At 23.6% G+C, this 13917-nt stretch carries 11 protein-coding genes; 6 read left to right on the top strand and 5 right to left on the bottom strand.

Annotated elements, in window-relative coordinates; all coding sequences use genetic code 11:
• Position 1: 1 nt before the first annotated feature.
• From thrC to thrA, 3 genes are read right to left on the bottom strand one after another with little or no spacing between them, the layout of a single operon-like run.
• Positions 2–1291: a threonine synthase gene (gene thrC, locus AB4W66_RS00835; RefSeq protein ID WP_367675008.1), complete on the bottom strand. Its 1290-nt coding sequence runs from the start codon at positions 1289–1291 to the stop codon at positions 2–4.
• Between the two features lie 3 nt (positions 1292–1294).
• Positions 1295–2227 carry a homoserine kinase gene (gene thrB, locus AB4W66_RS00840; protein WP_367675009.1) on the bottom strand — a complete coding sequence of 311 codons (933 nt, stop codon included), beginning with the start codon at positions 2225–2227 and terminating at the stop codon, positions 1295–1297.
• A gap of 23 nt (positions 2228–2250) precedes the next feature.
• A complete protein-coding gene (gene thrA, locus AB4W66_RS00845) occupies positions 2251–4713 on the bottom strand; it encodes a bifunctional aspartate kinase/homoserine dehydrogenase I (protein ID WP_367675010.1) in 2463 nt (820 codons plus the stop codon).
• A 340-nt stretch (positions 4714–5053) separates the two neighbouring features.
• On the opposite strand from thrA, the gene hpt reads away from it, so the two are divergent.
• Positions 5054–5587 carry a hypoxanthine phosphoribosyltransferase gene (gene hpt, locus AB4W66_RS00850; protein ID WP_367675011.1) on the top strand — a complete coding sequence of 178 codons (534 nt, stop codon included), beginning with the start codon at positions 5054–5056 and terminating at the stop codon, positions 5585–5587.
• A gap of 19 nt (positions 5588–5606) precedes the next feature.
• Here hpt and pcnB read toward each other — a convergent pair whose 3' ends face one another.
• Both pcnB and dksA read right to left on the bottom strand, forming a co-directional pair.
• Positions 5607–6827, bottom strand: a complete 1221-nt coding sequence (pcnB, locus tag AB4W66_RS00855; RefSeq protein ID WP_367675012.1) for a polynucleotide adenylyltransferase PcnB — start codon at positions 6825–6827, stop codon at positions 5607–5609.
• Positions 6828–6982: 155 nt separating this feature from the next.
• Positions 6983–7438 (bottom strand): RNA polymerase-binding protein DksA, encoded by a 456-nt coding sequence (gene dksA, locus AB4W66_RS00860; RefSeq protein WP_367675013.1) that lies wholly within the window; start codon positions 7436–7438, stop codon positions 6983–6985.
• Positions 7439–7759: 321 nt separating this feature from the next.
• Here dksA and truA point away from each other — a divergent pair, with 321 nt between their 5' ends.
• From truA to leuA, 5 genes are all read left to right on the top strand, one after another.
• Entirely contained in the window at positions 7760–8560 is an 801-nt protein-coding gene (gene truA, locus AB4W66_RS00865; RefSeq protein ID WP_367675014.1) for a tRNA pseudouridine(38-40) synthase TruA, read from the top strand.
• A gap of 11 nt (positions 8561–8571) precedes the next feature.
• Positions 8572–9675 (top strand): 3-isopropylmalate dehydrogenase, encoded by a 1104-nt coding sequence (gene leuB, locus AB4W66_RS00870; RefSeq protein WP_367675015.1) that lies wholly within the window; start codon positions 8572–8574, stop codon positions 9673–9675.
• Positions 9676–9679: 4 nt separating this feature from the next.
• A complete protein-coding gene (gene leuC, locus AB4W66_RS00875) occupies positions 9680–11095 on the top strand; it encodes a 3-isopropylmalate dehydratase large subunit (RefSeq protein ID WP_367675016.1) in 1416 nt (471 codons plus the stop codon).
• 11 nt (positions 11096–11106) lie between these two features.
• Entirely contained in the window at positions 11107–11712 is a 606-nt protein-coding gene (leuD, locus tag AB4W66_RS00880; RefSeq protein WP_367675017.1) for a 3-isopropylmalate dehydratase small subunit, read from the top strand.
• A 390-nt stretch (positions 11713–12102) separates the two neighbouring features.
• Entirely contained in the window at positions 12103–13656 is a 1554-nt protein-coding gene (gene leuA / locus AB4W66_RS00885; protein ID WP_367675018.1) for a 2-isopropylmalate synthase, read from the top strand.
• Positions 13657–13917: the final 261 nt, after the last annotated feature.

The following is a 13917-nucleotide window of genomic DNA, read 5'->3' on the forward strand; positions in this document are numbered from 1 at the left end:
TTTATTTTTTTAATAAAAATTCTTTTAGTTTTTTAAAATTAAGTTTTAATTTATTAGATAAAAGTGGAAGTTTATCTCTTATCAATAATGATTTTGGAATATTGATTTTTTCTTGTAGAATGTTTTCTACTGTTTCTTTAAATTTTGCAGGATGAGCTGTTCCTAAAAATAAACCAAATTGTTTTTTTTTTATTTTTTTATTTAAAAGATTGAAAGCAATAGCTGCATGAGGTTCGGATACATATCCTAAGTTTCTTAGTTCTTTTAAAGTAGATGTTGTTTCTTTTTCTGAAACGCTTCCAAAACCTAGTTTTTTTAAATTCCAGTTTTTTCTTTTAAATAACTCTTCGACTCTAATCCAATTATTTGGTTGGCTGATATCCATAGCATTAGAAATAGTAGAAATTGTGTTTTTTGGATTCCATAGTCCTGTTTTTAAAAATCTTGGAACTGTATCATTTGAATTAGTGGCAGCTATAAAAGATTTTATTTTTAATCCTAAAGATTTTGCTAATAACCCAGCAGTTAAATTTCCAAAATTTCCGCATGGAATTGATATGATTAGTTCTTTTTTTTTTTGTTTTTCAGGAATTAAAGAATATGCTTCAAAGAAATAACATATTTGTGCTAATAATCTACTAACATTAATAGAATTTGCCGAATTAAGTCCTGTGATTTTTCTTAATTCACAGTCATTAAATGCTTCTTTTACTAATGATTGACATTCATCAAATGTACCATCTATTGCAATTGTTGTAATATTTTTTCCTAAAGTGCAGAATAATTTTTCTTGGTATTTACTAATCTTACCTTTTGGATATAAAATTATTACTCGAATATTTTTAATTTTATAAAAAGCGTGAGCTACAGCAGCTCCAGTATCTCCAGATGTGGCAGTTAGTATTGTTGTAATTTCATTTTTATTTAAATGAGACAATATTTGTGCCATGAATCTTGCACCAAAATCTTTGAATGCTAGTGTTGGACCGTGAAATAGTTCTAGACAAGAAATATTCTTTTTAACTTTTTTTAGTTTTGGAATAGGGAAAGAAAATGATTTTTTTACAAATTTAAATAAAAATTCTTCTTTAATTTCATCCCCGATAAGAATTGAAAGAATTTTTGAGCTTCTATTTATAAAATCCATTTTTAATAATTTTTTAAGTGTTTCTTTGTTTAAAATAGGAAGTTCTGTTGGAAAAAACAAACCTTGTTTTTTTCCTAATCCTAATTTTACAGCTTGTGAAAAATTTACTATTTCATTTTTATCTTTTAAATTATATAATTTCATTAATTATCCTATTTTCCTAGTACCTTTTTGGTCTATTTTACATATATAAACAAATCCTTTATCTTTATTTACATAGTTTTTTTTTAAAGTTGAAGCTATTTTTTTTGCTGTTTTTATATCTTGGCTAATTGCAAAAAAGCTAGGTCCTGAACCAGATATTCCACAACTTATTGCTCCATCTTTTTTTACCATAGATTTTACTTTTTTAAAATTAGGAAGTAATTTCATTCTATAGGGTTCAGCAATAATATCTTTTATAGATTTTGCAGCTAGTATTTCTTGATTAGTATAAGATGCGTGAATAAAAGTTGCTAAATTTCTGCTATGTTGAATACATGTAGAATTACTATATGTATTCGGTAATATAGATCTAGATTGAAAAGTTGATATATTTATTCCTGGCCAGGCAACAATCCACAACCAATTTTTAAAATATGGAATATTTTGTCCAATAATATCGTCTTTTTGTATAATTATTTGTATACCACCTGAATAACATGGATAAACGTTATCGTAGTGAATATTTCCTGAAAGATTTCCCTCTAACTGTCCCATTAAAATAATAAGTTCTTTATTGGAAAGTTTATTCGTTTTTGAAAATTCGTTAAGTGCTGTCATTGTTCCTACAATAGAACATGCACTAGAACCTAATCCAGAGCCAATTGGCATATTTTTTTCTAAAACAATTTTTATTGGAATATTTTTTTTTATTTTTTTGCAGAAAAGTTCCCAACATTTATAAACGACGTTATCTTCAACTTTTTTTGGAAGTTGATGCTTAAAAGTTCCAGTATTAACTAATTTAAAACAATTACTAGATGATATTGAAATTTTATCTCCTAGATTAGTACCATCTATTGGTTCAATTGCAGCTCCTAAAACATCGAAACCTACTCCAATATTTCCAATGGAAGCAGGTGAATAAATTTTAATCATTTTTTTATATTCCTATTTAGATACTATGATAGTATTCTAAGTAAATCTGAAAATACTCCTGAAGCTGTAATTTCGTTTCCAGCTCCATATCCTCTTAGTACTAAAGGAATAGGATTATAGTATTTTGTATAAAATATTAATGCGTTTTCTCCATTTTTTATATTATATAATGGATCAGTTTTTTTAATTTTTTCAATTTTTACTTGGCATTGTCCTTTATTGTCAATAGTTCCAATTAATCTGAGTACTTTATCTATTTTTTTTGCATTTTTTACTTTTTTACTAAAATCTTTGTTTACTTTTTTTAGTTTTAACATGAATAATTCGATATCATCGATACAATGGATTTTATTTGGTAGTATGGAATCAATTTTTACATCTTTTAGTTCAGTAGAATATCCATATTCTCTAGACAAAATTACAAGTTTTCTCGCTATGTCTAAACCAGATAAATCTTCTTTAGGATTAGGTTCAGTAAAACCTAGATCTTTGGCTTTTTTTGTTGCTTCTGAAAATGTAGTTGATTCATCATCTAATTTACCAAAAATAAATGATAAAGAACCAGATAAAATACCTCTAAATTTTATTAATTTGTCACCTGTTTTTATTAGATATTTAAGATTATTAATTACTGGTAAACTAGCTCCTACATTAGTTTCGTATAAAAATTTTTTTTTGTTTAAAAAAGCAGTTTCTCTAATTTTTTTATATAATTGATAATTATTTGTATTAGATTGTTTGTTTGAAGTTATTATATGGAATCCATTTGATAGGAAATTAATGTAGTGTTTAGTAATATTTTGGCTTGCAGTACAATCAATAATTACTGGGTTTCTAAAGAAATTGTTGTTTTTCCATTCAATAAATTTATCAAAATTAAATTTTTCTTTTGATAGATTTAATCTTTTTTCCCATTTATCTAAACAAATTTCATCTTTTTTAAATAGAAATTTTTTTGAGTTAGCTATTCCATGTATACAAATATAAATTTTTTCTTTTTTTAGTTCTTCTTTTTGCTTTTTTATTTGTTCTAAAAATGCTTTTCCTACTCCTCCTATTCCTATTAAAAATATTTCTATTATATTTTTTTTATTAAATATTTTTTCATGTATTGAATTTATTCCTGAAATGACGTTTTTTTGATCTACAACAATAGAAATTGAATTTTTTGAATTTCCTAATGATATGTCATAAATATTAATTTTTTTGGAAGATAAAGCAAAAAAAATATTTTCAAAAATATTTGTTTGTTTTTTAAGTTGTTTTGCGACAATTGTAATGATTGATAAATTTTTTATAATCTTTATTGGTATATTTAAATTATTTTTTAATTCTAAATTAAATTCTTTTTTTAAAAAAGATTGAAAAATTGGAATTTGTTCTTCTAAAATGTAATAATTATTTTTTTTTTCAGAGGATGATTTAGTGGATATTGGAATCCAGATATCATTTTTATAGAAAAACGATTCTATTCTTTTTTTTATGTTTGTTATAGTTTTATTGATAGATTTTTTAATAGAAATCATTGAAATATTATCAATATGAGTAATTCCAGTAATACTATTTTTTTTTTCTTTAATTTTAATTAAATTTTTATCAGAAATAAGCGTTCCCTTTAAACTAGGTTGATTTGTATTTTTAATATAGCAAGGGATTTTACGTTGCATAATAGGAAAAATAGTTTTTGGATGTAATATTTTAGAACCATAATAAGATAGTTCTGTTGCTTCTTTATAAGATATTTTTTCTATTATCTTTGTTTTTGGTATTTCTCTAGGATCACTAGTATAGATACCATTAACGTCTGTCCAAATTTCTAAAACACTAGATTTTAAACATACGGCTAAAATTGCAGCAGAGTAGTCTGAACCATTTCTTCCTAAAGTAACTAATTCTTGATTTTCGTTTCCGGCGATGAACCCAGGCATTAAAATAATATTTTTATTGGGAATTATTGTATTTCTTATTTTTTTTTCAGATTTTAAAATGTTTACTTTTGCATTTAAATAATTTCCAGTTGCTAATATTTTTTTTATAGGATTTAAAACGAATGAATGTTTTTCTTTACATTGTAAGATTCTATTCATAATGGCAACTGATAATATTTCTCCTCTAGAAATAATAAAAGCTTGAATGTTTTTTGGACATTTTTTTAGCAAATATATTGTTTTTATTAAATTTTCAAGATTTAGAAATTCTAAATCAATCAATTTAATAAATTCTTTATTTGTAAAATTTGGTAAATTTTTATTAATTTCTTCTATAATTTTTTTGAATATTAATTTAATAAGTTTTATTTGTTTTGAAATTTTTTTTTCTGTTTTTGGTGTTTTTATTATTTTTGTTAAGTAGTCAGTAATAGTATTTGGTGCTGATAAGACTATAGATACTTGTTCTTTTTCAGAATTTTTAATTATTATTTCTGAAACAATTAAAAATTTTTTTGCATTTTTTAAAGATGTTCCACCAAACTTAAGTGTTTTCATACAAAATATTATCTCCAAATTAATATTTTTTTTATTTTTTTTATATGATTTAATTTATTTGAATAGATTTTTTTAGAATAATAAAAAAATTATTATTTTTCACAGGTTTGAAAAATTTTTACATTAATGTTTTTAAATATTAACATACTACAGTTTCTTTTTCTTTAGTTGTTTATTCATTTTATTTTAGGATAATTTATTTTTTAATGGTTTTTATTTTTTATTTTTTATATTTAATTTCTCAATTTAAGTATAAAAAAAATATATAAATATTATTTGAATAGAAAAACAAAGTAAAATACAATTATGTTTTTAATTATATAAATTCAATTTTTTTTGTATGAAACATATTATTAAAGTAAGTATTTCTGAAATTGAACTTCATTCTAGAATTAACGAGTTGGGGAAACAGATCAGTAAAAATTATAAGAATAGTAATACTAAAATGATTCTTGTTGGTTTATTAAGAGGATCTTTTATTTTTATTGCTGATTTATGTCGTGCAATTAGTGTGACTCATGAAGTTGATTTCATGACAATATCAAGTTATGGAATCAACGTTTTTCCTAGTTTAGAAATTAAAATTTTAAAAGATTTAGATGAAGATATATTTGATAAGAATGTTTTAGTAGTAGAAGATATTATAGATTCCGGTTTAACTCTTCAAAAGGTATTAAACATTTTGAAGTTAAGGAATCCTCGTTCGATTTCTATTTGTACGTTATTAGATAAACCTCAATGTAGAGAAGTTACGATTTCAGCAGATTATGTTGGTTTTTCTATTGAAAATGATTTTATAGTTGGTTATGGAATTGATTATGCTCAAAAATATCGTCATTTGCCTTATATTGGAAAAGTGGTTTTTTGTGATTAATTTTTTTATTAGAATTTTATTATTTATATTTTTTCCATATTTTTTTTATTTTTTTCAATTGTATGTTTTTTTCTATTTCTGAACGTAATTTCAGAAGATTATAAGATTGTTTAAATTTTTTTTTTTTAGTTATTTTTTTTATAATTTTTTTGTTTTTAGAATTATTTTCTAACAACCACTGTAACTTCCATATTTCTTTGCTGTCTGATAAGATTTGTTTTGGTATCTTAAAATATGGAATAATTTTTTTTAAAATTTTTTCAATAGAAATTAAAAATGCTTCTTTTTTTTCTATTTTTTTTTCTTTTTGTATTTTTTTTTTTGTTTCTATTAAAAAATACCATAGGATAGATGCAAATAAAAAGTCTGTTTCATCGTTTTCTTTTTTTTGTTTTTTTATTTTTTTATCAATTAATTTAATAGCTTTTATACTAATTTTTTTAATTAATTTTTTAGTTTCATAATTGATTTTAATATTTGAAAAAAAGAAAACTGAATTAAATAATTTATATTTTTTAAATTTTTGATATATTTTATATAATTCTCCTGTTTGTATTAATTTACTGATTTCATAAAATAATCGAGAAGGTGGAATATTTCTTAATAAGATTGCTAATTTAGTTATTGGTTCTTCTGTTCTTTTTGAAATTTCCATTTTTAATTTTACTGAAAATCGAATGACTCTTAATATTCTAATTGGATCTTCTCTATATCTAGTTTCAGGGTCACCTATTAATCTTATTTTATTTTTTTTTAAATCTTTTATCCCCCCAACGTAATCTCGTATGCTTGAAGTATTAATATCATAATAAAGTGCATTAATAGTTATATCTCTTCTTTTATAATCATCTTCTATATTTCCAAAAATATTATCATTTAGTAACATTCCATTAATTGTTTTTTTTACTTTTTTGTTTTTTTTATATTTTGATTTTTTATTACAGTTTTTTCTAAAGGTTGATACTTCGATAAATTCGGATTTAAACATAATATGTACAATTCGAAATCTTTTTCCTACTATTCGACAGTTTTTAAATATTTTCTTTAGTTGTTCTGGAGTAGCATTAGTAGCAATATCAAAATCTTTCGGTAATTTTCCTAAGATTAAGTCTCTTACACTGCCACCAACTAAATAAGATTGATAACCCGTTTTTTTTAATCGAAATAATACTTTAATTGCATTTTTACTTATTTTGTTATTCGTTAGAGATTTGTAATTTTTATAAATAATTAATGTCATTAGGTTTATTATTCACAGCTATTGTTTTCATTCAAAATTAAAAAAATAAAATATAGTCTTTTTAAGACTATATAGTTATCTGTTCTTTCATGGAATTATTTTAGTAGTTTTAAAATTGATCAAAAGTACAAAATAGTACTTTTGATCTTTATTTTTTAACCCAATAATTGTTTTTCTCGAATTTCTGCTAATGTCTTGCAATCTATACATAAATTTGCAGTAGGTCTAGCTTCTAATCTTTTAATTCCTATTTCTATATTGCATGATTCACAATATCCAAAATTATTTTCCTTTAATTTATTTAATGTAATTTCTATTTTTTTTATAAGTTTTCTTTCTCTATCTCTATTTCTTAGTTCTAAACTGAATTCTTCTTCTTGAGTAGCTCTATCGATTGGATCAGGAAAGTTTGTTGCTTCTTCTTTCATATAAGACATTGTTTTATATACTTCGTTTGTTAATTGATATTTCCATGCTAACAAAATTTTTTTAAAATGTTCTGTTTGGTTTTCATTCATATACTCCTCGTTTTTTTTAATTTTATAAGGGGTTACTCCAGCCATGGATAATATACTTAAAGATGAAATTTTATTGGTTTTTCGTTTTTTCATTTTTTTTCTCAAATAATTTTTTTAAAATAAAAATCAATTTGTTAGTATAAATAAAAAAGTTTATATTGTTTAGTAATACTTACTTTTTAAGTTAATTTTTTTTTTCATTTTTTTTAAAAAATAAGATTATTTTTTGATTATTTATTTAAAATAATTTTTTTATAGAATTTATTAGTAAGAGAATTGTTTTAATAGGAATTAAATATTACTATTTAATTTTAATATTTAATTAGATTTATCTAAAATACATTTTTTTATATTGAATTAGATTTTTTAATATAAGATTTTTACATATTGTTTTAAATAAAAGTATTAATTATCATGAAAAAAAAAAGAATAGTAAAAAAAATTGCTTTATGTGTTGAATACGATGGAACTAATTATAATGGTTGGCAAAAACAAAAAAATACAATTACTACTATTCAAGAAAAATTAGAAACAGCAATTTCTATTATTGCAGATCATCCTATTAACGTTATTTGTTCTGGTAGAACTGATTCTGGAGTTCATAGTATTGGTCAGATAGTACACTTTAACACAACGTCTTTTCGAGAAGATTTTTCTTGGATTTTAGGAATAAATTCTTTTTTGCCTTCTGATATTTCTGTTCAATGGGTTAAAACTGTTTCTTTTAATTTTCATGCTAGATATAGTGCGTTATCTAGATTATATCGATATGTTATTTATAACAGTTCGTATAGAAACGGTTTATTTTCAAACTTTTTAAATCATATTTTTAAAGAACTGGATGTTAAATTAATGATTAATGGAGCTAAATATCTTTTAGGAGAACATGATTTTAGTGGGTTTAGAGCTAAGAATTGTCAATCAAAGTCTGCTTTTCGTAACATTTCTAGATTAGATGTTTTTAGGAGAAAATTTTTTGTTATAATAGAAATAAAAGCAAATGCTTTTTTATATAAAATGGTTCGTAATATAGTTGGTTCATTGATTGAAATAGGATTAAAAAAAAAAAATGTATCTTGGATTAATACTATATTAAGAAGTAAAAATAGAAAATTATCTGGTCCTACGGCATTAGCTCGTGGTTTATATCTTGTTCATGTAGATTACCCATCTAATTTTGGTTTTCCTAAAATTTATAAAAAATTTTTTTTATAGAGGTATAGAAAATGAGTAAAAAATATAAGTTAGCTATTTTATCTGGTGATGGTATAGGTCCTGAAATTATGGAAGAAGGAATTAAAGTTTTGGAAGTAATAAGAAAAAAGTTTAAGTTAAAGTTAGATATAAAGGAATATTTTGTTGGAGGTATTGCTATTGATAAGTTTGGATTAGCTTTACCTAAAGATACAATTAGTGGTTGTTTGATGTCGGATTCAGTTTTATTCGGTTCAGTAGGAGGTGCTAAATGGAAACATTTTCCTGTTGAACAGCAACCAGAGAGAGCATCTTTATTACCGTTAAGAAAATTATTGAATTTATATGTTAATATCAGACCTTCTAAATTATATTCGAGTTTATCTCATTTATCTCCTCTTAAAGAAGAGATTGTAAGTAATGGATTTGATATTTTATGCATTCGAGAATTAATAGGAGGAATATATTATGGATCTCCAAAAGGACAAAGAATAGATAGTTTTAAAAAGAAATATGCTATTGATACAGCAATTTATCATGAAAATGAAATAACTAGAATAGCAAATGTTGCTTTTAAGATGGCTAAAAATAGAAGAAAAAAGGTTACTTCTATTGATAAGTCTAATGTATTAGAAACTTCAATTTTATGGAGAAAAGTAATTAATAAAGTTTCTAAAAAATATCCAGAAGTATCTTTAAATCATTTATATGTAGATAATGCTAGTATGCAGATTATAAAAAATCCAATTGATTTTGATGTAATGTTATGTCCTAATCTTTTTGGAGATATTTTATCGGATGAATGTGGAATGATTACTGGTTCTATTGGAATGTTACCTTCTGCAAGTTTAAATGAGTCAAATTTTGGACTATATGAACCAGCAGGTGGATCTGCACCAGATATATCTGGTAAAAATATTGCTAACCCAATTGCATTAATTTTATCAATTTCGATGTTATTTCGATATAGTTTTAAACTATTATACATAGCAGATTCTATTGAATCTTCGGTAATTGATGTATTAAAAGATGGTTACAGAACTTTTGATATTATGACAACAAATGTCAATGAAATACTTCTTAGTACTAGTAGTATGGGAAGTAAAATTGCTGATTATTTAAAAAATAAGGATTAGTTTAATGAAAAAAACTTTATATCAAAAAATATATGACAATCACATTGTTTCTGAATCTAATAATGAACCTCCAATTTTATATATTGATTTACATTTATTACATGAAGTTACTTCTCCGCAAGCTTTTGCTTCTTTACGGAATAAAAATAGATTAGTTAGACGTCCAGAAAAAACTTTTGCTACTATGGATCATAATGTTTCGACCACAAGCAAAAATATTTTTAATACTGGAAAGTTAGCAAAAATTCAAATGGATATGTTATCAAAAAATTGTAAAGAATTTAATATTCAGTTATTCGATCTAAATAGTTCTTATCAAGGTATTGTTCATGTTGTTGGTCCTGAACAAGGATTAACGTTACCTGGTATGACAGTTGTATGTGGTGATTCTCATACTTCTACTCACGGAGCTTTTGGGACTTTATCCTTTGGAATAGGAACTTCTGAAGTTGAGCATGTATTAGCCACACAAACTTTAAAACAATTTCGTTCTAAAACAATGAAAATTACGATATCTGGAGAGCTAAATTTTGGTATTACAGCAAAAGATATAATATTAAATATCATAGGTCAGATTGGTATTTCTGCAGGAACAGGATATGTAGTAGAATTTTTTGGTCCTTCAGTTTCTAGTTTAAGTATGGAAGGTAGAATGACTTTATGTAATATGGCCATTGAAATGGGAGCTAAATCAGCGATAGTAGCTCCAGATCAAATTACATATAATTATTTGAATAATAAAAAATATGCCCCAAAAGGCTCAGAATGGGATTCTGCTATAACTTTTTGGAATACATTAAATTCAGATATAGGAGCTAAATTTGATAATAGTTTATTTTTTGATATTTCTAATCTTACTCCACAAGTTACTTGGGGAACTAATCCTGAACAAGTGGTTGGGATCAATGAATCAATCCCAAAGATGTCTTCGTTTAAGAATTTGAATAAAAGAATTGCTGCAGAACAATCAATGAAGTATATGGATTTATTACCTGGAACAAAAATAACAGATATATCGATTGATAAAGTTTTTATTGGTTCTTGTACTAATTCTAGAATAGAAGATTTAAGGTTAGTAGCTTCATTAGTTGCTGGAAATCGAATTTGTAAAGGTGTTACAGGAATTATTGTTCCTGGTTCTAAAGTAGTAAAAAAACAAGCTGAAAGAGAAGGATTGGATAAAATTTTTATTGATTCTGGTTTTGAATGGAGATTACCTGGTTGTTCTATGTGTTTAGGAATGAATGAAGATAGATTACTTGCAGGAGAAAGATGTGCTTCTACTAGTAATAGGAATTTTGAAGGTCGTCAAGGAAGAGGAGGAAAAACTCATTTAGTTAGTCCAGCAATGGCAGCAGCTGCAGCTTTATACGGACGATTTGTTGATGTTAGAACATTAAAAATACAAAAAACATTGTAAGGATATACATGATGAATAATAAATTTATAAGTCATTCCGGAATAGTATTACCTCTGGATATTGATAATGTTGATACAGATGCTATTATTCCTAAACAATTTTTACAAAAGACAACTAAAGATGGTTTTGGAAAGTATTTATTTCATGATTGGAGATTTTTAGATACAGAAAGAAAAAAAAAGAATTTGAATTTTATTTTGAATAAGATTGAATATCTTGATTCAAGCATTCTTTTAACTAGAAGAAATTTTGGATGCGGGTCATCTAGAGAACATGCAGTTTGGGCTATTTTAGATTATGGTTTTCGAGTAATTATTTCTTCTAGTTTTGCAGACATATTTTATAGTAATAGTGTTAATAATAATTTATTATTAGTAATCTTACCGGAAGATATAATCGATAATTTATTTAAATTAGTAAAAAATAATATTGGAATAAAGTGTATAGTTGATTTATTCAATCAAAGTATTATTATTCATAAAAAAAAATATGAATTTTATATCAGTAAATTTAATAAAGAAATTCTTTTAAATGGTTTGGATTCTATTGATTTAACAATGAAAAAAGAGTCTAAAATATCATTTTACGAAAGTAGCATTCCATCTTTTTTTAGATAAATAATAAATTTTTTATTAATTTTTTTTTAATATTAAAGTGTTAGTTTTATTTTTTAATAATACATACATATTTTTTTTATTATTTATTTTTTATATTTTAAATAAAATTTTTTTAGAATTAATTTATTATTTAATTTTTTAAAAATGTTAATTACATTGGAGAAAAAATCGATTATTTTTTTAAATTTTTTTTAATAAAATATATTATTTTTTATTAAAAACTTTTGAAAGAAAACGTACATAATTATGAATTATTAATATTTTTAATAAGAAAATACATTGCTCATGGTTATGTACATTTTTTTTTAGAAAAATTTATAAATTATAAGAATATATTTTCATTTAGAAAAATATATTTTTGGATTTAATAAAATATTAAGAGATATTTATATGAAAGAAAAAATTATAATTTTTGATACAACATTAAGAGATGGAGAACAGTCATTAAAATCTAGTTTAACAGTTCAAGAAAAAATAAAAATAGCTTTTTCTTTAGAACAGATGGGTATAGATGTTATTGAAGTTGGTTTTCCTATTTCTTCTCCTGGAGATTTTAAATCTACAGAGGTTATTGCAGCTAACATTAAAAATTCTACAATATGTAGTTTGGCTCGTTGTGTTGAAAAAGACATTGAAGCAGCTGCTTTAGCTATGTCTAAGTCTAGTAATTTTAGAATACATTTGTTTTTGGGAACTTCATCTTTACACATCAAATCAAAGTTAAAAAGAAGTTTTTCAGAAATTATTGATTTAGCTGTTTTTTCTATTAAGAAGGCTAAAAAATATACTGATAATATTGAATTTTCTTGTGAAGATGCAGGAAGAACTGAAATCGATAATTTATGTAAAATAGTAGAATTAGCAATAAAAGCCGGAGCAAATACAATAAATATTCCTGATACAGTAGGATATACCATTCCTAATGAATTTTCAAAAATTATTACTTCTTTATATAACCGTGTTCCAAATATTGAATCAGCTATTATTTCAGTGCATTGTCATAATGATTTAGGAATGGCTGTTGGAAATTCTATTTCTGCTATACAGTCAGGTGCAAGACAAATTGAAGGAACTATCAATGGTTTAGGTGAAAGAGCTGGAAATACTGCTTTAGAAGAAATCATTATGGCAATAAAAATAAGAAGCGATATATTAAATGTATTTACTAATATTAATTGTGAAGAAATTTATAAAACTAGTAAGATAGTTAGTAATATTTGTAAAGTTCCAATTCCTTTTAATAAATCCATTGTTGGAAGTAATGTTTATTCTCATTCTTCGGGAGTTCATCAAGATGGAGTATTAAAAAATAGAAATAATTATGAAATAATTTCTCCAGAAACAGTAGGTATGAAACCGGTTCAATTAAATTTAACTTCTCGTTCTGGAAGGGCTGCAGTTAAACATAGAATGGAAAAATTAGGATATTTAGAAAAAGAATATGATTTAAATAAATTATATGCAAATTTTTTAATTTTAGCAGATAAAAAAGGAAGAATATTTGATCATGATTTGGAAGCATTGGTATTTATGGATATTAAAAAAATAAAATATACATACTTTCAATTGGATTCTTTTGATGTCACATCAGGATCAGATGGGGTTTCAGTTGCATCAGTAACTTTGTTTTGTGGTAAAGAGAAAAAAACTTCAATTACTAAAACAAGAAACGGAATAATTGCAGCTGTTTATAAAACAATAAATAGAATAGTTGGTTATCCAATTTTTTTAAAAAAATGTAGTTTAATTTCTAATGGAATTAATAACGATTCTATATTTAAATTAGATATTATAGTTCGATATTGTAATCGAGATTTTTTTGGTACGGGTTCTTCGTTTGATTTTTTAAATTCTGTAATAAAAGCTATGATTTATGTATTAAATGATATTTTTAGATTTAAAGAAATGTCTTTTAGAAAAGAAGAAATAAAAAAAGAAAAATAATATAGAAATAAAATTTATATTATTTTTAAAAATATGAGTAATTTTTTTAAAGTTATTGTTTAATAGATAGTTTTTTATTTACAATTTTTAAAGAATTTTTTTTTGAATATAACGATTAAAAATTTTATTTTTAAAGTTTTTATTTATTGATAAACATAAAAATGATTTTTTAATTTTTTTATATTGAAATAAAAATGTTATTTTTTATTAGAAATGTATTAAATATATTTTTTTTTGTAGATTTTAGATTAGTTAATTGAA

The organism is Buchnera aphidicola (Tetraneura ulmi), assembly GCF_964058925.1.
GTDB lineage: Bacteria > Pseudomonadota > Gammaproteobacteria > Enterobacterales > Enterobacteriaceae > Buchnera_D > Buchnera_D aphidicola_B.